General features: G+C 56.3%; 23 protein-coding genes, 1 pseudogene and 1 riboswitch. Of the genes and pseudogenes, 15 read left to right on the top strand and 9 right to left on the bottom strand.

The features are described from left to right. Positions 1 to 131: 131 nt before the first annotated feature. The 8 genes and pseudogenes from CSQ89_RS13515 to CSQ89_RS13480 form a co-directional block, all read left to right on the top strand. Positions 132 to 404: a type I restriction-modification system subunit M N-terminal domain-containing protein gene (locus CSQ89_RS13515; RefSeq protein WP_233203157.1), complete on the top strand. Its 273-nt coding sequence runs from the start codon at positions 132 to 134 to the stop codon at positions 402 to 404. Further along, positions 401 to 877 (top strand): restriction endonuclease subunit S, encoded by a 477-nt coding sequence (locus tag CSQ89_RS13510; RefSeq protein ID WP_099406672.1) that lies wholly within the window; start codon positions 401 to 403, stop codon positions 875 to 877. The genes CSQ89_RS13515 and CSQ89_RS13510 overlap by 4 nt, the downstream gene beginning before the upstream one ends. Next, positions 870 to 1670, top strand: coding sequence for a restriction endonuclease subunit S (locus CSQ89_RS13505; protein ID WP_099406671.1), 801 nt, complete (start codon positions 870 to 872; stop codon positions 1668 to 1670). The genes CSQ89_RS13510 and CSQ89_RS13505 overlap by 8 nt, the downstream gene beginning before the upstream one ends. Next, entirely contained in the window at positions 1660 to 2163 is a 504-nt protein-coding gene (locus tag CSQ89_RS13500) for a hypothetical protein (RefSeq protein WP_099406670.1), read from the top strand. Before CSQ89_RS13505 ends, CSQ89_RS13500 begins: the two co-directional genes overlap by 11 nt. Before the next feature lie 113 nt (positions 2164 to 2276). Beyond that, the gene (locus CSQ89_RS13495; RefSeq protein WP_099406669.1) at positions 2277 to 2468 is read left to right on the top strand and encodes a hypothetical protein; all 192 of its coding nucleotides are present in this window, start codon (positions 2277 to 2279) and stop codon (positions 2466 to 2468) included. Positions 2469 to 2498: 30 nt separating this feature from the next. Further along, the gene (locus tag CSQ89_RS13490; RefSeq protein ID WP_233203155.1) at positions 2499 to 5435 is read left to right on the top strand and encodes a type I restriction endonuclease subunit R; all 2937 of its coding nucleotides are present in this window, start codon (positions 2499 to 2501) and stop codon (positions 5433 to 5435) included. Between the two features lie 79 nt (positions 5436 to 5514). Beyond that, positions 5515 to 6225, top strand: coding sequence for a YgjP family zinc-dependent metalloprotease (locus CSQ89_RS13485; protein ID WP_099406668.1), 711 nt, complete (start codon positions 5515 to 5517; stop codon positions 6223 to 6225). 11 nt (positions 6226 to 6236) lie between these two features. Then, positions 6237 to 6338 (top strand): annotated as a pseudogene (locus CSQ89_RS13480) (IS5/IS1182 family transposase); the annotation flags it as partial. A 60-nt stretch (positions 6339 to 6398) separates the two neighbouring features. On the opposite strand, the gene CSQ89_RS13475 reads toward CSQ89_RS13480, so the two are convergent. Together CSQ89_RS13475 and CSQ89_RS13470 are read right to left on the bottom strand one after the other, a co-directional pair. Continuing rightward, positions 6399 to 6743, bottom strand: coding sequence for a phage holin family protein (locus CSQ89_RS13475; protein ID WP_099406667.1), 345 nt, complete (start codon positions 6741 to 6743; stop codon positions 6399 to 6401). Between the two features lie 12 nt (positions 6744 to 6755). Continuing rightward, positions 6756 to 7970 (bottom strand): multifunctional CCA addition/repair protein, encoded by a 1215-nt coding sequence (locus CSQ89_RS13470; RefSeq protein ID WP_099406666.1) that lies wholly within the window; start codon positions 7968 to 7970, stop codon positions 6756 to 6758. 102 nt (positions 7971 to 8072) lie between these two features. Between CSQ89_RS13470 and cysK the strand changes: the two genes are divergently transcribed. Continuing rightward, entirely contained in the window at positions 8073 to 9002 is a 930-nt protein-coding gene (cysK, locus tag CSQ89_RS13465) for a cysteine synthase A (RefSeq protein WP_099406665.1), read from the top strand. A 54-nt stretch (positions 9003 to 9056) separates the two neighbouring features. On the opposite strand, the gene CSQ89_RS13460 is transcribed toward cysK, so the two are convergent. The 4 genes from CSQ89_RS13460 to CSQ89_RS13445 all read right to left on the bottom strand — a co-directional run bounded on the left by CSQ89_RS13460 (position 9057) and on the right by CSQ89_RS13445 (position 12063). Next, entirely contained in the window at positions 9057 to 10448 is a 1392-nt protein-coding gene (locus tag CSQ89_RS13460; protein ID WP_099406664.1) for an MATE family efflux transporter, read from the bottom strand. A gap of 142 nt (positions 10449 to 10590) precedes the next feature. Next, positions 10591 to 10920 (bottom strand): hypothetical protein, encoded by a 330-nt coding sequence (locus CSQ89_RS13455; protein ID WP_099406663.1) that lies wholly within the window; start codon positions 10918 to 10920, stop codon positions 10591 to 10593. A gap of 212 nt (positions 10921 to 11132) precedes the next feature. Next, positions 11133 to 11210: riboswitch (SAM riboswitch) on the bottom strand. Between the two features lie 41 nt (positions 11211 to 11251). Further along, the gene (gene dtd / locus CSQ89_RS13450) at positions 11252 to 11704 is read right to left on the bottom strand and encodes a D-aminoacyl-tRNA deacylase (RefSeq protein ID WP_099406662.1); all 453 of its coding nucleotides are present in this window, start codon (positions 11702 to 11704) and stop codon (positions 11252 to 11254) included. Further along, positions 11701 to 12063, bottom strand: a complete 363-nt coding sequence (locus CSQ89_RS13445) for a DUF4870 family protein (protein WP_099406661.1) — start codon at positions 12061 to 12063, stop codon at positions 11701 to 11703. Before CSQ89_RS13445 ends, dtd begins: the two co-directional genes overlap by 4 nt. A 384-nt stretch (positions 12064 to 12447) precedes the next feature. On the opposite strand from CSQ89_RS13445, the gene CSQ89_RS13440 reads away from it, so the two are divergent. The 4 genes from CSQ89_RS13440 to CSQ89_RS13425 all read left to right on the top strand — a co-directional run bounded on the left by CSQ89_RS13440 (position 12448) and on the right by CSQ89_RS13425 (position 15790). After that, positions 12448 to 12984 (top strand): iron transporter, encoded by a 537-nt coding sequence (locus CSQ89_RS13440; protein WP_099406660.1) that lies wholly within the window; start codon positions 12448 to 12450, stop codon positions 12982 to 12984. 177 nt (positions 12985 to 13161) lie between these two features. Beyond that, the gene (locus CSQ89_RS13435) at positions 13162 to 13488 is read left to right on the top strand and encodes a cupredoxin domain-containing protein (protein ID WP_099406659.1); all 327 of its coding nucleotides are present in this window, start codon (positions 13162 to 13164) and stop codon (positions 13486 to 13488) included. 40 nt (positions 13489 to 13528) lie between these two features. Further along, on the top strand, positions 13529 to 14353 hold the full coding sequence (locus tag CSQ89_RS13430) for an FTR1 family iron permease (protein WP_308418154.1): 825 nt from the start codon (positions 13529 to 13531) through the stop codon (positions 14351 to 14353). 42 nt (positions 14354 to 14395) lie between these two features. Beyond that, a complete protein-coding gene (locus CSQ89_RS13425) occupies positions 14396 to 15790 on the top strand; it encodes a 4Fe-4S binding protein (protein ID WP_233203153.1) in 1395 nt (464 codons plus the stop codon). Positions 15791 to 15884: 94 nt separating this feature from the next. Here CSQ89_RS13425 and CSQ89_RS13420 read toward each other — a convergent pair whose 3' ends face one another. Next, positions 15885 to 17285: an L-serine ammonia-lyase gene (locus CSQ89_RS13420; protein WP_099406658.1), complete on the bottom strand. Its 1401-nt coding sequence runs from the start codon at positions 17283 to 17285 to the stop codon at positions 15885 to 15887. A 217-nt stretch (positions 17286 to 17502) separates the two neighbouring features. Here CSQ89_RS13420 and CSQ89_RS13415 point away from each other — a divergent pair, with 217 nt between their 5' ends. Beyond that, the gene (locus CSQ89_RS13415) at positions 17503 to 18456 is read left to right on the top strand and encodes a VirK/YbjX family protein (protein ID WP_099406657.1); all 954 of its coding nucleotides are present in this window, start codon (positions 17503 to 17505) and stop codon (positions 18454 to 18456) included. Positions 18457 to 18472: 16 nt separating this feature from the next. On the opposite strand, the gene CSQ89_RS13410 is transcribed toward CSQ89_RS13415, so the two are convergent. Next, positions 18473 to 19270 carry a class I SAM-dependent methyltransferase gene (locus CSQ89_RS13410; protein ID WP_199065523.1) on the bottom strand — a complete coding sequence of 266 codons (798 nt, stop codon included), beginning with the start codon at positions 19268 to 19270 and terminating at the stop codon, positions 18473 to 18475. A 20-nt stretch (positions 19271 to 19290) separates the two neighbouring features. Here CSQ89_RS13410 and CSQ89_RS13405 point away from each other — a divergent pair, with 20 nt between their 5' ends. Then, a complete protein-coding gene (locus CSQ89_RS13405) occupies positions 19291 to 21627 on the top strand; it encodes a DNA internalization-related competence protein ComEC/Rec2 (RefSeq protein ID WP_099406655.1) in 2337 nt (778 codons plus the stop codon). On the opposite strand, the gene CSQ89_RS13400 is transcribed toward CSQ89_RS13405, so the two are convergent. After that, positions 21582 to 22484, bottom strand: a complete 903-nt coding sequence (locus tag CSQ89_RS13400) for a response regulator (protein ID WP_099406654.1) — start codon at positions 22482 to 22484, stop codon at positions 21582 to 21584. The two genes, CSQ89_RS13405 and CSQ89_RS13400, sit on opposite strands and share 46 nt — an antisense overlap. Positions 22485 to 22704 lie beyond the last annotated feature (220 nt).

Raw genomic sequence — 22704 nt, 5'->3', positions numbered from 1 at the left:
AATGCCTGAGCATCAAGACGCAGAAGAACCCATTCGCACTTTGCCGCAAGTTACTGATCAACGCCTCCCGCGCGGCTTATGATCAGTTACAGCTGCTTCTCGCAGCTACTGCGTAACATCAGTTAGTCACCATGTCAAACCAACTCACCTTAGAAGCCCTTGAATCCTGGCTCTGGGAGTCTGCCAACATCCTGCGCGGTTCCATCGACTCATCCGACTTCAAGAACTACATCTTCGGTCTGCTGTTTCTGAAGCGCTTCAACGATGTGTTTGAAGAGCGAGTTGTCCAGTTGATGAAGGACCATGACCTAAGCGGCAGGGAAGCCGAAGAAGAGGCGCAGATTGATGCGCGGCTGAATGGCTATCTGGTGGAGTTGGGGTTGCGGAAGGCCGAGTCGGAATGAACCAGCATTACGCGAACGAACCCGCATGTGGAATTGGACTAGTGACGCCGTTCGGTTGGCAATCTGGGGAGCTTCTAAGCTTCTTGGAACTTCAGCGCGGTATAGACCTTCCTGTGCAAAACCGACGTGGTAGTGAAATCCCGATTTTTGGCTCAGATGGGCTGCTGGGTTTTCACGACACAAGCGTTACAGATGGTCCCGGTGTAATAACTGGACGCTCCGGAACAATCGGAAAGCCGTTTTACACTGAGGGCAGGTATTGGCCGCTCAATACATCGCTGTATGTAAAGAACTTCAAAGGAAATCTGCCTAAGTTTGTTTATTACAAATTGAGTGAGAGTGGCCTCGAACGGTTTTCGACCGGGACTGGAGTACCAACGTTAAACAGAAATGTCGCGCAAAAGGAAGTGGTGACGTTTCCCCCTCTCAGCGAACAACAAAAAAATCGCCGCCATCCTCACGGCCGTGGATGACAATCTGGACTTGATTGCCCGCCTGATTGAAGCCACCCAGACCCTCAAACAAGGCTTGATGCAAACCCTGTTCAGCCGGGGCGTTGGCACCCAAGACGCCAACGGCCGCTGGGAGCCGCATACCGAATTCAAGGACAGTGAACTGGGGAAGATTCCGGTAGGGTGGTTGACCACCACGCTTGGTAGCGCCTGCGATGGCGCGCTTCAGACAGGCCCTTTTGGAAGTCAACTGCATGCTGACGAGTACCAAAATGAGGGTGTCCCCGTGCTGATGCCCAAGGATTTGGTGAATTGCCGGGCAAATCTTTCGACGGCAGCACGTATTGCTCCGGCAAGGGCCGAAGAATTTGCCAAACATAAGCTGGTTGCAGGTGACTTGCTGTTTAGTCGTCGAGGTGATGTTGCCCGATTTGCGTTGATTGATGAGGCATCCGCAGAGGCGCTTTGTGGAACGGGGTGTCTAAAGGCTAAGCCATCGAAAGCGCATAGCTCGGCATACATTGCGCATTTGCTGCAGCTTGACGTAGTACGTTCATGGCTGGAGCAAAACGCAGTCGGGCAAACCATGCCCAATATGAATACCGGAATTCTCTCTTCGCTTCCGTTGGTGGCTCCTGCAAACAAACATGAGCTGGAAGAAATAGCAGGCATTTTGGATTCTGTTGATGCCAAAGCCAAGGTGCAACTCGTTAAGCAGCAGCATTTCCAAACCCTCAAACGCGGCCTAATGCAAAAGCTACTGACCGGCGAATGGCGGGTCAAACTTGATAGGGAGGCCCGTCATGGTGATTGACCGCGTAATTGCAGACCGTTTTATCGACAGTTATATGGACTTTCTTGGCACGCTGGTCAGCGCCGAGGAAAAACACGGCAAGCGGCCGGCGCAATGGCTGGCGATTGGCCGCGCGCGTTATGCCGACGACCGCAGTACGCTGGCACGCTATCGCGCCGCTCATCCCGAAGCTGATAGCGAAATGCTCGATGCCATTGCCGAGCTTCGGTTGGGTCGCTGGGTCTATTTGAAGGACACGCGCACCTATTCGGTATTAGTGGCCGAGGACGGCAGCGCAGCCTACGGCGTGCTGGGCCTGACAGACCGGCTGCGCACCGTGGCACAAGGCGCAACCGGCTCCGTGCTGCGCGCAGGTTTGGTGTCGTTGCAAGGGCGTTGGGTATGCGATGGCTTGCTCGAAGGCATGGTATGGCTAGGGCCGAATCTGCGCCGCGAGCTGAACCAGACTTATCAAAACTTGCGTGATGAGGGGCGATTCAGCCTTGGTCTGTAGATATACAGTGCCCAAGTATTATCGAACACGCCAATCGTATCTTTTGCAACGGTATAAACGGCTACTGAACTGCCACCAGTCAGCCCGGCCACCGTCAAACAGCCATTCAGGCCTTGCCCAAAACGGTGGGCCTGCCCGTGGAAACCATGGTGTTGCTGGATGTCTTGCGCAAGCAGCGTAATTTGTCGGACTACGAAGGCGACGCCATTGCCCAGGGGGCAGTGGATGAATGCTTGAAGCAGGCGCAAGCCTTGTTGGTGTTGGTGAAGGCTTGGATGGCGGAGCACCGGCCAGACTTGGGCTAGCGAAAAAAATAGAGAAATGCAGGAGGAAACATGACGCAAGGCGGTGCAGAAAAAAACGGCGTAGAGCGACCGGCCATCGAGTCGCTGATCAAGCTGGGCTACACCCACCTGCCGGGTAGCAAAGCTGGAGTTGAGTACCGCCACTTGGCACCGCTGCTGGGAGACATTCTTCGGCCCCGTTTGCGAATGCTGAACCCCTGGCTGCTTGACGCGCCCGGCGGGATTGATGCGGCGTTGATTGAGCTGCGCAAGCGAGTGAATGACAACTTGCTGCCGGCAAACAAGGCGTTCTGGGAACAGGTGGTGCATCGGTCGGACATCCAGGTAAAGGATGCGAAAGGCAAGCTGCAAAGCGTGCGTTTCTTCGATACGACCACGGTTAGCAATAACAATTTCCATGTGGTTGACCAGTACGTTGGCAAGAACGTCGAGGGCGATCTGTTCCGGCCCGATCTGTTGCTGTTTATAAACGGCCTGCCACTGGCCATCATCGAATGTAAAGCCAGCCATCACCGGCTGGATGAAGCATTGGCGCAATTGGATGGCTACCAAGCCAGTTTCCCGTCTCAGTTTGTGTACAACCAAGTTTGTGTTGGGCTGAATCGACGCGAGGGTTTGTACGGAGCCATCCTGACCAAGCCAGCCTTCTATTCCCATTATCGTTTGCAGGATGCCGAACGGGAGAACGTGGCCGACCTGCTGGGGGCAGAGCCCAGCGAGCAGGACCAGCTGCTGTGGGCATTGTTCGAGCCGGGCAGGTTTCTGGAACTCATCACCCACTTCGTCTTGTTCGAAACCCGCAATGGCAAGACAGTGAAAAAACTGCCGCGCTACCAGCAGTGGCGGGCCGTGCGCAAAACCATAGCCCGCCTTACCGCACCCAAGCCGCTTGGCGGCGTGGTGTGGCACACCCAAGGCAGCGGTAAGTCGCTGACCATTGCGCTGCTGGCCAGAATGCTGCGGGCAGACAGCACTGGTTTGGATAATCCCACCGTGTTGGTGCTCACAGACCACAAAGACCTCGACAAGCAAATCTTCGACACCTTCCACGCGGTAGGCATCAAGGCGATTCAGGCGGTGTCGGTGGAAGGGTTGGTGAAGCTGCTGGGTAATGACTACGGCAGCATCTTCACCAGCACGGTGCAGAAGTTCCAAGAGAACGAGCAGCTTGGCGATACCGCTGACACCGCGCCGGATGACGACGACGAGGCCCTACAGGTGACCCGACATAGACGCGTGCGCGAGGGAAAAGACTTCTTCATGGCTACAGAGCGCAACGTCCACTTCGGCCAGCATGATCCCGATGGCGTGTTGCGGGATGCCAAGTGGGAAGAGGTTAGCCGCGAGAAGGTTCACTTCCGGGTGCTGAGTGCCAAGCCGAATTTTTATGTACTGGTTGATGAAGCGCACCGCAGCCAGTATGACTTCTTGGCAGCCTTCATGCGGGCCAGCTTGCAGAACGCCAAGTTCATCGCCTTCACCGCCACCCCGCTGCTGAATGACGACAAACACACGCTGGCCGAATTCGGTGGCGATGCCTACATCGACGAATACCGGCTGCACGAAGCGGTGGCCGATGGCGCGACCCTGCCCATCAAGTACCAAGACGCTTGGGTGGCACTGGCTCCTAGCGCTGGGCTTGATCAAGCTTTTACGGATCATTTCGCGCAAGAGAATGAAGCAAGGCAGCAGGCGCTGAAGAAGGCGCTACTGGTCAGATGGCGGCAGGCAGGTGACCGCATGGAACAGGTGGCGGCACATTTGGCCGAACACTTCATGGCCAATGTACACGCCAAGGGTTTGAAGGCAATGCTGGTCTGTGACGGTCGCGAGATGGCGGTGCGCTATAAGGACTTGCTGGATGGGCTGATGCAGGAACGCCAAGCCAAGGGACAGTCCACCTTTGAAAGCCGTGTAGTTATGTCACTGGCCAGTGCGACCGCATCGCGCACGGGTGCTTCGGTGCAGGAAGAGGCGGCCGAGCACAAGGTCAGCACGGAGCAGATACAGACCATTGAAGAGCGCATCAAGGCAGAACTGAAGGCTGGCAAGGAGCCGGCGGCATTGCCGACCGAGCAGATTGCCAATTTCGTCAGCAAGCTGTTCCCGTTGCCGTATGGCGATGAAACCAAGGGCCGGGATAACCAGCCCCAAGCCAATAACATCGGTCTCATTATTGTGTCTGACATGCTGCTGACGGGTTGGGATGCGCCCATCGTCGGCACCATGTACCTCGACAAGCCGCTGAAGGAGCACACCCTGTTGCAAGCCATTGCACGGGTGAATCGCACCATGGCGGGCAAGAACGCCGGCTATATCGTCGATTACCACGGCGTGGTGGAACACCTCGACCATGCACTAAAGATATATGGTGGCGAATTACAGCCTGCACAGGTTTGGCAGGGAGTGGAAAGTGAACTACCCAAACTGCAAGCCACGCTCGACCGCATTCTAAAACTGCTGCCGAAAAAGCACGACCCGGTCAGTCAGCGCGAGGACTACAAGGACGATGCCGAGCGTTTCCTTGACCCGGCCAGCCGTCTGGATGCGGTGGAAGACTTCTTGGAACTGGTGAAGCAATTCAATCGCAGCATCGACATCATCCTGCCTGATGTACGCGGCGTCCCATTCAAGCCCTACTTCACCCTGTTCGCAGAAATCCGGCTGATGCTGCGCGACAAGCTGCCCGGCAACACCTACCGCGAACGCATCACCAAGCTGGAATCCGTGCTGTTGCAGCAACTGCTGGACGAATACATTCACGCAAGCCCAGCCAAGAGCCTGCTGGGTAAAGCGGTGTCGATTCTGGATGCCAGCGATATGGCCCGGTTGAAGAAGCTGGCCAGCCCCGGTAGTCAGGCGCTGGTGATGAAAAACCAGCTAAAGCACACCATCATCACTGGCAGAGACAAAAGCAGATGCCTGACCTGCACCCCGAATTACGCGACCTGCTACGTAAGCGGCTGATGCCTTTGGCCGGTTGGGAGCGTTCGGTAGCGCGTGACCATGCCGGGCGCATCTTGGACATCTTGCTGAAGAACTGACGATGCCTCTGCTGCAGTATGGCCAAACCACCATCGAATGGCGCTTCCAGCCCGATGCCAAGCTCAAACGGCACTATGTGACTGTCGAGCGGGGTCGTCCGGTGCTACTACGTGGACCGCCTGTGGGCGAGGTCGAACAGGAAGCGTTGGTGCGTCATCGCGCCCGCTGGATACGTGACAAGCTGGCGGTGGTGAACCTGCCGCAAAGCAATGACGCCATCGTTACCGGTAGCCGGTTGCGCTATTGCGGCAGGACATACTTCACCGAGGTGCGGCACGCCCCAGATTTGACCAAAGCCCAGCTGACATTCACCGCATCGCGTTTCATCGTTGAGAATCCCGAAGGATTGGCGATTCAGCTCGATGTACTGATGCCGCTGTTGGAACGCTTTTACCTCGAGCGTGCCCATGAAAAGCTGCTGGCGCGCGTGCGACACTGGGAACGGCAGACGGCCCTGCAAGCCCATGGTGCCCGCATTCGCCACTTCCAGAGCCGCTGGGCTAGTTGTGATAATCACAACGTGCTGGCGTTTCACCCTCGGGTGATGGAGTTACCTGCGAGCGTGCAGGATTACGTCATCGTTCACGAGTTGTGCCACACGATTGAGAAAAGCCACACCAAGCGTTTTTGGATGCTGGTCGCGCAACATATGCCGGATTGGCACCGGCAGCATGCACTGCTGGAAAGTGCTGCTTTTGGTGATGCCGTTTAGAGAGAGTCTGTGAGAAGAACAGAAGGCTGTGGAAGAACTGCGAACGCAAGTTGAACACGAGCTTGCAGTTCATCCACATCGCCTTCCTGGCTCTGCTGCTACAGAGATCGTAAACAGGTTCTTAGACGTACCACCACGCAGTAAAGTCGCGTGGAATACGCCGTGGGCATCGCTTATTTCTTTCCAAGCAGCAAGCTGGTCGCCAGCCAACTGATCACGCTGTAAACCAGCGCACCCAAGATCGCCACGCCGAAACTGGGGACGGTGAATCCTTTCAATACCTCGGCCACCAACCAAAAGCAGAAACCATTTACGACAAAGGTGAACAAGCCCAACGTCAGCAGATTGACCGGCAAGGTCAACAGCAGCAAGACTGGCCGCAGCATTACATTGACCAACCCAAGCACCAGCGCTATCAACAACGCACTGCCAAAGCTGGCAACCTGGATAGAAGGCATAAAGTAGGTGAGCAACAACAAACTGACCGCATTGATCAGCCAAACAGCAAGTAAAGTCATAGGGTTTCCTAGTTAGTCCGAGTGACTCAATGCACGCAGAGCAGCCAAACGCGCAAGCCGTACCGCCTCGGGGATTTGTGCTTTATCTTCAGTCGCTGCGGCAATGGCTCCTGCATCGACAGCAAACGCTGCATCACGGCAGGCTAGCAGGTATTCGGCCTGCGGATAAACCTGCGTCTCCAGTCCCGCTCTACCTCGGGCATCGGCGATGCAAGCATCCAACAGGCGCTTGAATCGATCTGGCTTACGCAAGGCATCGCAACGGATCAACAGTTCCAGTACCGTAGTCGAGCGCATTTCCCTGGCACGATGAATATTGCAATGCTCTCGGCAAACCAATACTGCCAATTCCCGGCAGTCGTTCGGCGCCTTGATGCGTTCACACAGCGCCTCCACCAACGCCACACCTCGTCGTTCGTGCTCGATATGGCGTGGCCACTCTTCTGGCGGCGTTACACCCTTGCCCAAGTCGTGGCACAACGCAGCAAAGCGTGTATCCAGCGACCAATCCTGACTGGCGGCGTAGTCCAGCACGCGCATCACATGGTCGCCCGTATCGACTTCTGGGTGATGTTTCGGGGGTTGTGGCACACCCCACAACACGTCCAACTCCGGCATCAACCGCGCCAATGCGCCGCAATCGCGCAGTACGGTAAACATACGCGATGGCTGGGCTTCCATCAGCCCTTTGGCAAGCTCCGCCCAAACCCGTTCGGGCACCAGATGATCGACCTCCCCCATCGCCACCATCTCGCGGCACAAAGCCATCGTTTCAGGTGCAACCTGAAAATCAAAACGCGCCGCAAAACGTGCCAGGCGCAGGATACGCACCGGGTCTTCCACGAAGGCAGCCCCCACATGGCGTAATGTGCGTCTCGCCAAATCCTCCTGGCCGCCATAAGGGTCGATCAACTCCCCATTCTCATCTTCCGCCATGGCATTGATCGTCAGGTCACGCCTCGCAAGGTCGTCTTCCAACGTCACGTCGGGCGCGGCATACACAGTAAAGCCCTTGTACCCCCGACCCGACTTGCGCTCGGTACGAGCCAACGCGTATTCCGCCTGAGTCTTGGGGTGCAGAAAAACGGGGAAATCCTTGCCAACAGGCCGAAAACCCTCCGCCAGCATCTGCTCGGGCGTTGCGCCCACTACCACGTAATCGCGGTCTTTAACCGGCAAGCCCAGCAGTTGGTCACGCACGGCACCGCCAACGGTATATATCTTCATGAACGTCCAGCTTCGATATCAGGTCGCAAACATTGTAGCGCCACTGACCAAGGGGCCTACAATCGCGCATTGACTCACGACACCTATTTCAAGGAGCTGCCTATGCGCATCGCCAACGATATCACCGAATTGATTGGCAACACCCCGCTGGTCCGGCTAAACCGTGTTACCCAAGGCTTGTCCTGCCGGATCGTCGCCAAGCTCGAATACTTTAACCCTTCACATAGCGTTAAAGACCGCATCGCGGTGAGTATGATCAACACAGCGGAGTCAGGCGGTCTGCTCAAAGCAGGAAGTACCGTTGTAGAGCCAACTTCCGGCAACACTGGCATAGGCCTCGCCATGGTTTGCGCTGCTCGCGGCTACAAATGTGTGCTGACGATGCCGGAAACCATGTCCAAAGAACGGCGTGCGCTGCTGCGCGGCTATGGGGCTGAATTGGTGCTGACGCCAGGGCCGGAAGGTATGGGCGGCGCAATCGCCAAGGCCAAGGAATTGGCTATAGCCAACGGCTGGTTCATGCCCCAGCAATTCGAAAATCCGGCCAACCCCAAGATTCATCGGGAAACCACAGCAGAAGAAATCTGGGCGGATACGGATGGCCAAGTCGATATCGTGGTTTCGGGCGTTGGAACCGGTGGCACCATTACCGGGGTGGCGGAGGTCATAAAGGCACGTAAACCAAGTTTCAAAGCCATCGCCGTCGAACCCGATGCCAGCCCGGTCTTGAGCGGCGGCACCAAAGGGCCACATCCCATCCAAGGCATAGGCGCCGGTTTTGTACCAACCGTACTCAATACCAGCATCTACGACGAAGTCTTACGCGTCAAAAACGAGGATGCATTTACGACCGCACGACGTATGGCAACAGAGGAAGGCTTGCTGGTCGGTATTTCATCCGGCGCAGCGGTCTGGGCTGCCATGCAGGTTGCTGCCAGGCCCGAAAATGCCGGCAAATTGCTCGTCGTCATCATTCCATCATTCGGCGAGCGTTATCTATCAACTGCCTTGTTCCAGGGGTTGACCGAATGACTGCGCGGTATGCAGCAGAAAAAAACGGCTTACCAAAGCCGTTTTTATGGGGAGCTAAGTCGCCAGCGACAAGCGGCCACGTGACAAACGATCCAAAAACCAGGTCAACCCCAGTGCTGCAATCGTGAGGCCCACGACCAAGGCAATCCAGAAGCCCTCAGCCGCCATCGGCTGGGAAGGCTTCCAGGGGAACCAGACCGGCGAGAGCCCCAGTATGCAACCGAGCGGTAACGAGAAACCCCAGAAAGCCGCCAAGTGAATCATCATTGGCGGCTTGGTCACTTTGTAGCCCCGGATGGCACAGCTGGTAGAGACCTGGGTCGCGTCAGACAACTGAAAAACCGCAGCGAAAATCAACAAATGAGCAGCCAACGCGGCCACATTGATATCTGACGTGTAGAGGGCTGCAATCTGCTGGTTAAAGAGGGCAATAAAGCAGGCCGAAATAATGGCAAAGCCAAATGACAACCCCACCCCCACCCATGAACGAAAACGCGCAGCAGCAGGGTCGCCTTCGCCAAGCGCCTGCCCCACCCGAGTGAGAACTGCAACACCGAGGCTCAATGGCACCATGAAGACCAGTGAAGAGAAATTCAGTGCAATCTGATGCGCTGCAACCTGCGCCGTACCAAACTCCGCAACCAACAGCGCAATCAAGCCAAAAGCGCTCGATTCAGCAAAGTAAGTGACGCCAATCGGCAGGCCGATTTTTAGCAGGTTGCGAATTTCCGGCCAGTGCGGCGCTTCAAAATGGCTGAGCGGCCAGGAATTACGATAGGCCGGTGCACGCCTCATCCACCAAATAAGCGCCAGCAAGTTGAACCAGACACAGGCCAGCGTGGCGTACGCGCACCCCACGCCACCCAATTCAGGGAAACCAAACTTGCCGTAGATCAGCACCCAATTGAGCAGCACATTTAACGCCAGCGCCGCCAAAGCGATTACCATCATGGGCTTAGTCTGACTCAGACTGGCGCTATAGCCATACAGCACTCGGTAACAGGCAAAAGCCGGCAATGCAAAGCTGATCACATGCAGAAACTGCTTGGCCATCTCAGCGACAACCGGTTCGATTTGCATATGATCGAACACCATCGTCGCAATATTGGCCACCACCATGGCCAGCAGACCAATCCCCAACGCCTTCCAGAGCGCCTGACGCACGACATGGGGAATCCGGCCGTACTCCCCTGCCCCCACGTAATGCGCCACGATAGGGTTCACCGCCATCATCACACCCATCAGGGTTACGAGCAGAATCGTCCAGACCGATGTGCCTAGCGACACTGCAGCAAGGTCTTGCGCTGAAGCATGGCCGGACATGGCTACATCGGCCACCGACATACCCACGTTTGCCAACTGGCCAATCAGCATGGGCCAGGCTAATTGCCAGAGCGCGCGTGCTTCAGTTTTGATAGGAGTGCGAGTATCGAGAGTGGGCGACATGAATAATGAGTACCGGGGTAATCAGTGCAAGGTTTAGGGCGAGGACCGCCATTCTAATCACACTGCCCGCAGCGTACAGGTACAGCACCCCGGCGGCTTGCATCAGCCGTACCGGGCGTGCCAAAAACACTACTTGGACAACTTAACGCGACGCCCCTGAAATCAACGCCTCGCTGGCAAGAACGCAACCAAAGCGCTGGCTGATTGCCAGCGTCTCATTCAACGTCAAATCAAGAATCAGCAGACTGCCATCTTCCTGCTTCTTCACTTCGGCATCGAGGTAAAGCGCTACCTCCCGGGCCTTGGCCAATTGAGTCTCATAGCCTGGACGAGGCCATAGGCACAACCAACTGCGCCCAGGGTACAGACGCGCCAGCTGCAAAGCCGTCGGGGTAAGTGGAAGAGACTCAGGCACTGGGGTAATGGATGCATTGTCGGCGCTATAGGCCGTGGTATCGAGGCAATCAAACATGGGCGTACTCCCGGCTGGGTTGATGACAGCGAAGCCCGTAGCCGGGCGGCGCTTTAGCGGCTTTAATTCGGCGGCTGAACCACCACGCGCCCCGCAAGTTGTCGATTAAATCGGCGCGTTAATGCAAAAAACAAAACTGAAAAACAAAAAACCCGCTGCACTCTTCAGTGGCCAGCGGGTTCACGCTATGAGAACTGCTTCAAACAGTTGTCAGATCAGCGTCCACCACGCTTTAGCCGCATTTATAAAGCGCCCGCAAGCTGTTGGGTCAAATCAGCGCTATGCCTGAACTCTAGGCGCCAACGGATTGTTGTGTCAAGTATAAGGCAGACTATTCTGGCGCTTTCGAATCCAACATCAAAGTCACCGGGCCATCATTGATCAGACTGATCTGCATATCAGCGCCAAAGACGCCGGTGGGTACCGACTTACCAATGGCCACCGCCATGCTTGCCACAAATTGCTCAAACAAGGGTTGCGAAATCGCACCGGGGGCCGCGCGGCTCCAAGAGGGCCGATTCCCCTTTTTGACGCTGGCGAATAAAGTGAATTGGCTAACGGCCAGTACATCTCCGCCGGTATCCAGCAACGATCGGTTCATCACACCCGTCTCATCGCAAAATACACGCAGTTTGGTGATTTTCTGCACCAACCAATCGATATCCGCTTTGCGATCTTCGATTTCTGCACCAACCAGCAGCAGTAAGCCAGCACCAATCCGGCCTACCGTCTGCCCGCTTACCGCGACAGAGGCATGACTCACCCGCTGCAACACTGCCCTCATAGCACCAGCGCCCTTGCTTGGTTCAAACTCACGTAGCCCACAACCAGACGGTAGACCGACCAAATCCAGGTAGCGGCACATAGTAGTGCTGCCAACGGAATACCAATGATAGTGAGAAACAATAGGGCCGACAGCGCATAACCCGCTATCGAATACCAGAAGGTCTGGATCAACCAGGTGAAATGCGACTCCAGCCAAGTACCACGCGCCTCATCGCGTTTGAGGTGTGCAATCAAAACGCCCACGATACCGGTCGCCAGTGCAGTAAACAGCGAGATGCCGATCAGGATATAGACCGCCAGCGCCAGATGGTTCAACGTACGTTCGGTCTGCTCTGGCAGCAAGGTTTGCTCGGTCATACGGATCTCCTTAATTCAAAAAATAATACGATACGAGAGTTTAATCTCCCCACCCCCAAGCGGATGTGTGTCTGCGACAGACTGCAGCCTGGCAAGGATGGAATGCAGCCTCAGGCTACTAAATCCTGGTATCACAACCTGTTCGCCGTGCTGCCACGCGCCTCGTTAATCAACTTCACGCGCTGCGCTAAGCCCTCACAAACATAAAGGCCTTTTTCTCTTGTTAGCCGCACCCAATACGCTGGTTAGCATTTGTAACACTTTACCTCCTTAAGCAAACCTTAATGTATAATGAATGAGAATAGTTTCCAATCTCCTCTAGTCAACATTCTCCGTAATTCAGGCCGTATACCCCACTGTTTCATCGAAAGGACCCTGTTTTCAATGCGTGCTTTGCTTCAACCTATTCTACTCGTCGGTGTTATGGCGTCCGTATTCGCCATGGCGGCCGAAACGCCTATTGGCAAGCCTCAGTTGGTAGCCGGCATGGAAGTGGCCGCGGTTTATCTACAGCCCGTGAAAATGGAACCAGCGGGCATGATGTTGGATGCCGCCAAGTCTGACATCCACCTTGAAGTAGATGTACACGCCACCAAGGGCAATCCCAATGGTTATGCCGAGGGCGATTGGCTGCCCTACATGCTGGTGAAGTATGAGCTGCAAAAAGTAGGCGGTGCCAAGCAAGCTGGCGAGCTGATGCCTATGGTGGCCAGCGATGGCCCGCACTATGGCGACAATTTGAAGTTGCAAGGCCCAGGCAAGTACAAGCTGAAAATATCGGTTCTACCACCCAGCGCCAACCCTCATGCCCACTATGGTCGGCATGTCGACAAAGAAACCGGCGTTGGTGAGTGGTTCAAGCCAGTTGAACTAAATTATGAATTTGCCTATGCGGGTACCGGCAAAAAGGGCGGCTACTAATCACTGAGAACTTGGCCCCAAAACAAACGGGGACCTCGAAGAGTATCTCCTTCTGACCAAGACAAGGCTTAAATCAAGCGAACCATATCATTCTTCGTAATGTAGATAGCTTTGTGAACTGAGCCTGATCCTTGGACGTAAAGAGAGTGCGTTAAAGTGCCCTACCGGATCACATCTATGAATACCAATCTGCTTTTCGCAGCCTTGTTAGGCTTTGCTGGCACCGCCATTGCGGCAGACGAAGTCACATTGCAACTGGTCGCGCGCGACGGCAAATTCTTTCCTGCCAATTTGTCCGCACCAGCAGGCAAGACTATCCGTATTGAGATCAGCAACGCGGGCAAGACCCCTATCGAATTTGAAAGCCTGAGCCTACGCAAGGAAAAGGTGTTGGGCCCTGGCGCGAAATCGGTGGTCGTCATTCGCTCGCCCTCCCCCGGTGAATACAAGTTCTTCGATGATTACAACCCGGCTACCAGCCAGGGCGTGCTGACCGTCAAGTAACACCCATCCCGCTTTGTGCGGATCAAAAGGAATAGTCATCATGATGGGGCAAGTCCTGTTCATCGTCTGGCGTGAAAGCGTCGAAGCATTGCTGGTCATCGGCATTCTGTACGCATGGCTGCGTACCCATCCGGAGGCCGCTCAGGGGCGGCGTTTCCTTTGGGGTGGTGTTGTGGTCGGCGTGTTGTTGGCCCTTCTACTTGGCGCTGCCATTCTGGGCTTTGCCGAGTTCTTTGAAGGCGAAGCACAGGATTACTTCCAACTGGGCATGATGTCGCTTGCCGCAGGCTTGATCGTGCAGATGGTGTTCTGGATGCGTCGCAACGCTCGTACCCTGAAGCATGACCTGGAAAGCAGCATGGCGGAACGCGCCCGCCAAGCAAACTGGTGGGGAATGCTGGCTTTGGTTGCGCTGGCGATTGCTCGTGAGGGCAGCGAAACCGTTATATTTCTTTGGGGACTGGGGTCGGCACAGCAAGGGCTGCAAATGGCGGCCTTTGCCGGCTCGGCGCTATTGGGCTTCGTGTTGGCGCTGGGCACCTTCTGGTTATTGCAGCTCGGTGGCAAGGTATTTTCCTGGCAGGCTTTTTTTCGGTTCTCCGAGACCATGTTGCTACTCCTGGCCGGCGGCCTGCTGGTTGGCAGTGTTGAGCGAATGATCTCATTCGGCTGGCTTCCCACCTTGGCCGACCCGATCTGGCACAGTACTTGGCTGCTCGACGATAGCACCACCATCGGTAGCTTGGCAGCAAGCCTGGTTGGTTATCGCGCCCAGCCCGCTCTCACCACCTTGCTGTGTTTAGTAGCCTACTGGGTGCTGATGCTGTGGTCTTTACGCCGACTATCGCTCACAAGGCGTAGCTAAGATTCGTTTCATCGGGGGTTATCTCCGTTGCTAGCCGACGCCATGCAAACCATCACCTTCCACTCCAAGCGCCCACCCAGCCAACCATTAGCTGGCTTGGGCGAGGCCATGCGCCGCCACCGCCACTGGATAATCGGGTTGCAATGGCTGGTTGTCATGGCATATGCCGTCCTGCTGATCGGACCAGCGCTGCTGCCCATGCCGGATGAGACAGCTCATGTCTTTACCCACCTGACTGTCTTCGCACAGTTTGCCTTTTGGGGCATTTGGTGGCCGTTTGTGCTGCTCAGCATGATTTTGCTTGGCCGGGCTTGGTGCGGGTTACTTTGCCCAGAAGGCGCATTGACCGAATTCGCCAGCAAATGGTCGCTTAATCGTCCTATCCCACGTTGGCTGCGCTGGGGTGGCTGGCCCTTTGTCGCCTTTGCCGGCACCACCATCTATGGTCAGCTGATCAGCGTCTATCAATACCCAAAGGCCGTACTGGTTGTGCTCGGAGGATCTACCATTGCAGCTATCATCATGGGCTTGCTTTATGCCCGCGAGAAACGCGTCTGGTGCCGCTATATGTGCCCCGTCAATGGCGTATTCGGTCTGCTGGCCAAGCTTGCACCCGTGCATTTTCGGGCTGATGAAACAGCTTGGCGAACCAGCCTCGGCACACGCAGCCCTGCTATCAATTGCGCCCCATTGCTGCCATTGCGCACGCTCGATAGCGCCAGTGACTGCCATAACTGCGGCCGTTGCAGCGGGCACCGCGGTGCTATCCAGCTGGAAGGCCGCCAGCCAAACAGCGAAATCCTGAATCAAGGCAAGCAGAACCCCAGCGGCTGGCAGAGCCTATTGCTGATATTCGGCATGATAGGCCTGGCGATGGGCGCGTTTGAATGGTCTGCCAGCCCCTGGCTGATCAGCGCCAAGCAACTCATAGCGGAATGGCTGATCAACCACGATATTCTCTGGCCCTTGAACGACAACGCACCGTGGTGGCTGCTCACCCACTACCCAGAACTGAACGATAGTTTTTCATGGCTCGATGGCGCACTGCTGTTGGGCTACATGCTGGGCAATATGCTGGTGATGGGCAGCATTATCACCAGCCTGCTCGTGCTCGCTACCTGGCTGCTGGGCGCGGGCCGTGCAGTGTTCCATCACGTTGCACTAAGCTTGGTGCCGTTGGCAGGCAGTGGATTGTTCGTCGGGCTGACAGCAACGACCGTTACCCTGCTGAAGGCTGAACAAGTACCCCTGTTTTGGGTTTCGCCAAGCCGTGCTGTGCTGCTAACAGCTGCTACGCTATGGACGCTTTATCTTGGCTGGCGAATCTGCCACCAATATGGCGACTCAACCACTCGACGCCTACTCGCCTGGCTATGTCTGGCCGTTACATGTACTGCAATTGATCTAGGCTGGGCGATGTGGTTCTGGCTGTGGTGATGGCAGCGGTAGCCATCTTTCACCGTTCAAACCAGCACTACTGGGCTGCCAAGCATGGACTTGGCAGCACGCCCAATGCAATGTGCGACGCGAATCAGCACTCCACCACATTGACCGGCACTTCGACGATGTCGATAGCCAAGCCGCCGCGAGCGGTTTCCTTGTATTTGATGTGCATGTCGCGGCCCGTGTCACGCATAGTGCGGATAACCCGGTCCAGTGAGATGAAATGCTTGCCATCCCCACGCAGCGCCATACGGGCAGCATTGATAGCCTTGATGGATGCCATGGCATTACGCTCGATACAAGGCACCTGCACCAAGCCGCCAACCGGGTCGCAGGTCAGGCCCAGATTATGTTCCATCCCAATCTCTGCCGCGTTTTCCACCTGGGCTGGCGTACCGCCCAACACCTCGCACAATGCGCCTGCCGCCATCGAGCAGGCCGAACCCACCTCGCCCTGGCAGCCTACTTCCGCACCGGAGATCGACGCATTGGTCTTGAACAGGATACCGATAGCCCCGGCAGTAAGCAGGAAGCGGACAATCCCATCCTGATTAGCGCCCGGTACGAAATTCACGTAATAATGCAGCACCGCCGGGATAATGCCCGCCGCACCATTAGTCGGCGCGGTTACCACACGCCCGCCGCCTGCATTTTCTTCATTCACAGCCAGCGCATAGAGATTCACCCAATCGAGTACCGTCAGCGGGTCACGCAAGGCGGCCTCGGGGTGGCTGGATAGCTGCCGCAGCATGTCGGGCGCACGTCGCTTTACCTTCATCCCGCCCGGTAAGATGCCTTCAGTGCGGCAACCGCGTTGTACGCAGGCCTGCATCACCGCCCAGATTTGCAGCAATTTTTCTCGAATTTCCGCTTCGGTGCGCCAGGCAATTTCATTTTCCAACATCAGCTGGCTGATGGATTTGCCATGCCGTTCGCTCAATGCCAACAGTTGTGCACCCGTGGTAAACGGGTGGGTCAACACTTCCGCCGTGGGTGGTGTGAACCCCCCCTCCACGGCATGCTCATCCACCACAAAGCCACCACCCACCGAGTAGTAGGCACGCTTTTCAATTTCAGCACCCGTTGCATCGTAGGCAGTAAAAATCATGCCGTTGGGGTGGTAGGGCAATGACTTGCGTTTGTGCAAAACCAAGTGCTGCGATTCATCGAATGGAATCGCCTGCTGCCCCATCAACTTGAGCTGCTTATCCGCCCGGATAGTCGCAACAATACCCGGCACTGCATCGGTATCAACCAACTGCGGCTCTTCGCCCAACAGGCCCAATAACACGGCGACATCCGATCCATGCCCCTTACCGGTTGCGCCTAAAGAACCATAAAGCTCGGCACGGACGCTTGCTACCTCCGCCAGCTTGTCCTCGCGCTCAATGCGTTGCATGAATTGCCGCGCTGCCCGCATTGGCCCCACGGTATGTGAACTGGAAGGTCCAATGCCGATCTTGAATAGATCGAACACGCTGATAGCCATCGTTCTGTCTCCATCGTACCGCCATCACGGCACGGCTTTTATACGTTGTCACTTTAAAGGCGGGATGCTGTCCAACCTACTGATCCAAAAAACGAAACCACATCTAGCTCAAAAAAACCGAGCTGCGCTTCGCGGCTTGCGATCACCGGCAATATGAGGCAGGTTATTAATAAGTTAGTATTACCTTACTTACTATTATTTATAAATGTAGCAAATAATGATGCCTATTATCCGTACCTCTTTACTGTTAGCTCAACCCGGCCGCTTGCTGGGTGGAAAGCACATTTGGAAATATCTGTTTCGCAGCCTAGCGCACCACCACCATGCCATGAACTGGGCGAGATACATCCAAGCTGACGCACGACTGACCGAACTAGCGGCCAGCCAGCCACATATCCTTTTAAAACTGCAACGCCCTTATCTGCGGGCAAACGTGCCCACCGCTGACAAACTGAACTGGCTTTGCGACCATTATTACTGGATGCTGGCCTATTGGCCCTGGGATTTCGTGCAAGTAATGTACCGCCAAGGTGAAGTTGAGTTAGCCAGGATAGGCGCACAGGAAAACCATTATCGCATTCTGTTGGGCCCTGCCGAGCGCTGCTCGAAAGAAGGCGAATTGGTGCTCTATCTGGAGCGAAATGGTGAAACGCTGGCTTTTCTCGCCTTCTCGGTACACCAATGTGACAAACACTGGACGGTCAATATAGGTTGTCTACAGGGCCCCAGCCCAGAGATGGGCCTGGAGTTGGTCAAAACTGCCACCAAAGAACTGCACGGTTTGCGACCCAAGCAAGCCATTTTGGTTGCCCTCTATGCCCTGATGCGGCACCAAGGCGTAGAGCGGACAATTGCAGCGAGTAATCGCACCCATATCTACCAGCACAGCGCACGTCACAATCAGCGTATCACTGCTGACTACGACAGCTTCTGGCAGGAAATGGGTGGTGTGGCTACCGAGACTGGGTTTGATCTCCCCACACAACTGTGGCGTAAATCGGTAGCCGAGATTGCATCAAAGAAGCGCGCGCAATACCGCCGTCGCCACGAACTGGAAGACCAAATGGTGTCTGCCATTCGCGCCGCGTTGCCACTCAGCTCGAAAACCACTCCGATCAAAACCGTATCGATATTCCACGAACACCTGGAAATACTCGATCAGGCAGCCTAACCAGCCAACAAGCCCCTTACCCAGCCAGATAACAATCAAAACGTACGCTATCGCCTTCCAGGCTATAGGCGGGCTTGGCCCCGGCAAGGTTTGGCGCATGGCGCGGCCGCTTCACCACCACCTTGTCTTTGGCCAGTGCAAGCGCCGGCGCCAACAAACCATCCGCGTCGGCATCCGCTCCCACGACGGCTTGAAATGCCTGCATCTCCTTCTTGGAGAGCGCCGACTTCTGCCGTGTTTCCGGGAACATAGGGTCGAGGTAAATAACATCGGGCCTCTCGCCCAGCCAAGCCGTCAATAACGCCACCGCTGAACCATGATGCAAACGCATACGGGCGACAATGGCTGCCACATCGGCATCCGCCGCAGCGCGCTGCAAGCCATCTGCCAGCAAGGCTGCCGCGATCGGCGAACGTTCAATCATCTCCACCGCGCAACCCAGCGATGCCAGCACAAAACTATCGCGACCCAAGCCTGCGGTGGCATCAAGCACCCGTGGTGTCGCGCCAGACTTCAAACCACACGCTTTGGCCACGCCTTGTCCGCGTCCTCCCCCGTGCTTACGCCGCCAACCTGCCGCACCCGCGACAAAATCGACCCAAACCGGGCCGGGAGCACCTTTACCCAGGCTGAAGAGCGCAAGCTTATCGGCATCCAACACCAAGGCATGACCGCTGGCGGGTAACTCGGCCTGCTGAGTGAAGCCATAACGGCTCATCAATAACGCGGCTTCAGCTGTGCGTTCAGATGAAAGACAAACCAGGGGTGGCAACATGATGGCGGGGACGTGTTCGGCAGCTAGGATTAAGGACACGATAAAAACCGGAGAGAAGCGTGCGGTTGGTCATTATCGCATTCGTTGCGGGCGTCGTCTGGCTGCAATGGCAAGCAAGCTTGCCCGCGGTATGGCCCTATTTGCTGTTGGCAGCAGCCGGCGTAATTACCGCTTGTTACTCACATACCGTTCGCGTTGTCGCCCTGCTCTTGGCTGCGGCAAGCCTGGGGGTGGCTTACACCGGCTGGCGTGCCGAGGCACGACTGGCAGAGCGGCTGAACCCCAGCCTGGAAGGTGAATCCCTCAAGATAACCGGTACCGTCGTGGGCTTACCGCAATCCACTCGATATGGCCCACGTTTTCGCTTCGCGCCGGATGCCGAACAGGCGAATGGCCTACCACCGCTTTTGTTACTGAATGACTACGCCAAACCCGGCAGCAATTGGCAACCGGGGCAACGCTGGGCGCTGCAAGTAAAGCTGAAACAACCACATGGCAATGCCAATCCTGGCGGTTTTGATTATGAGGGCTGGCTGCTGGCCGAAGGTATCGGTGGCACAGGCAACGTCAATAAGCTTGATCGCCGTTTGCTCGACGAATTTGTCCTACGCCCGATCCATGTCCTACATCGGCTGCGTGCTACCTTGGTCAGCCGTATTCAGCATGCACTTGGCGCACGCCCTTACACCGGCGTGATTGTCGCCCTGGTAGTGGGTGAGCAGTCAGGCATCAGCCAAACCCAATGGCAGCTTTTCCGAGCGACGGGCATTACCCACCTCGTTTCAATCAGTGGGTTGCATATCACGCTGGTCGCCAGCCTGTTCGCGACGATATTCGAATGGCTCTGGCGTCGCTCCCGCTGGTTGACCACGCGCTGCCCGGCCCGCCAGGCTGCACTGCTGGCCGGGGTGCTGGCAGCACTGGCCTATAGCCTGTTGGCGGGGTTTTCAGTGCCCACGCAGCGTACATTGTTCATGCTTTCCACCTCGGCATTGGCCCTGCTAAGCGGCAGGCACCTCGCCGTCTCAACCATCTGGTGTGCCGCCTTGGCGGTATGTGTACTGCTCGATCCTTGGTCGGTACTGGCTGCAGGATTCTGGCTTTCATTCCTTACCGTGGGTGCCATGCTGTGGGCGCTGGCAGGCCGGCAAGATCAAGCAGCAGGCTGGCAAGCCACGCTGCAACAGTGGGGGGCAGTACAGTGGGCCGCCACGCTAGGCTCCCTGCCCTTGTTGTTGATTTTGTTCCAGCAGCTGCCGTTGAGCTCTCCACTCGCCAATGCATTGGCCATTCCCCTGATCAGCGCCATAGTCACCCCCCTGGCCTTGGTGGGTACGTTGGAACCGAGCGGCCTCTTGCTGCAGCTTGCCCATTACCTATTGGGCCTAGGTTGCACATTGCTAATGCCACTTTCACACCCAGGCAGCATCTGGACCCAAGCGCAACCCGCCAGCTGGACGCTGTTACCTGCAGGTATCGCCATTGCCGTCCTATTGTTGCCTCGTGGTGTGCCAGGCCGTTGGCTGGGTATATGGCTACTGCTGCCACTCGCCTTTCCCTTGCTGTCGCCCATTGCGATGGGCAGCTTCCGCGCGATCGCCTTTGATGTAGGGCAAGGGCTATCCGTCCTGGTACAGACCCAAAACCATAGCCTGTTGTTTGACACCGGCCCGGAAGGCGGAGGCAGCAGGGTTGTTCCCGGAGGATTACGGGCAACCGGCGTGAGACAACTCGATATGCTGATGCTAAGCCATGCAGACAGCGACCATATCGGCGCAGCGGCGGCTGTACTGTCTGAGGTCCGAACCCTGAAGTTATCGGGCGCCCTACCGCAACAATTACCGGCCAACCTGCCCCCCCCCCCTCACGATGCCTGCCTTGCGGGACAGCAATGGCTGTGGGATGGTGTTCAGTTTGATGTGCTGCATCCGGTACGAAATGACCTGAACAGCAGCGACAACGGCGCCAGCTGCGTGCTAAGAATCAGCGCCGCCACTGGCAGCCTGCTGATTCCGGGTGATATCGGCCGCGTCGAAGAGGCTGGACTGTTGACGCAATCAACGTCAGTACAAAGCGACGTGTTGCTCATTCCGCATCATGGCTCGAACAGTTCGTCCTCTGCCGCCTTCATCGCGGCTGTCGCGCCCAAGCTCGCCATTGCCAGCAACGGCTACCGCAATGCCTTTCACCATCCACGCGAAGCCGTCGTGACGCGCTATCACAATGCTGGCGCGACGGTGTGGCGTAGTGACAGAGATGGGGCAATCAACCTGGACTTTGGGCCGAATGCCTGGTCGGCTTCTAGCTGGCGTGATATGCATCCGCGCTACTGGCAACCCACAGAAGCCACTCAGGCCAAACGAATCGTGGCGACGACCCGATTACCTTTGTCTTGATAGTCCAGCGTCTCAAAACTCATGGCTCGCGCCATGGAAATGCCCCGGCCATTGGGATCGAAAGCTCGGCTCGGGTCGAACTGCATGTATTGCTCCCAATCAAAGCCATTCCCCTCATCACGCACCTCCACTCGCAGCAGATCTCCCTTGCGCTGGACGCTGACTTCCACACGCTTGCCTGCAAACTCAGGCAAGCGCTGCATCGCTTCCAACTCCTCCCGCCAACGGCCGTTCTGCATCATGGCTTTTTTGTCGGCATAACCCAGACCCAGATTGCCGTGTTCTATGGCGTTCACCATCAATTCGGTCAAACCCATCGCTACGCGCTCTGGCAACTTTGCCATGCGGCACAGCAAGCCAGCCAGCCGCTGTGCTTCGTCCAACGTACTGAGTGAAAATTCAGCGTTGTGCATCAGCATCATGGCTTCGAGCGGATTTTCCGCTGCGCGACGGATTGAATCCTGGGTGCGATGCTGCGCCACGGCTGCGGCCACAATCGCCAGCAGGATGTCGCGCTCAAACGGCTTGGTGAGGTAGTAATAAGCACCGCCCTCCATTCCTTCACGCACAGCTTCAGCCGACCCTACCGCGGTTTGCATGACCACCGGCAGCGTAGACAACTGGGCATTGGCCTGCATGCGGCGCAGCACTTCCATCCCATTGAGACCGGGCATCATCCGGTCAAGCAGCACCGCATCGTACCGTAATGGATTGGCCATGAGGCAGGCCCAAGCGGCCTCGCCGTCTGCCGCTGTTTCTATGGCGTAACCTGCTTCGATCAGATGTTCAGCCAGAATTTCCAGATTGAATGGCTCGTCGTCAACGAGTAGCAGAATCTTTGGCTTGCTGTCATCCATTTCTGGTTTCCTTGTTCATGATGCCGGTTTGCCTATCCTACCGACGTCCCGCTGCACAGAGGCAGTGTAATCAACGGCCTCAGGATAGGTACACAATAACTGATGTTACGCAGTAGCTGCGAGAAGCAGCTGTAACTGATCATAAGCCGCGCGGGAGGCGTTGATCAGTAACTTGCGGCAAAGTGCGAATGGGTTCTTCTGCGTCTTGATGCTCAGGCAT

Origin of the sequence: Chitinimonas sp. BJB300 (assembly GCF_002735695.1) — a bacterium.
GTDB lineage: Bacteria > Pseudomonadota > Gammaproteobacteria > Burkholderiales > Chitinimonadaceae > Chitinimonas.
This window is presented reverse-complemented; position numbering and strand designations above follow the sequence as displayed.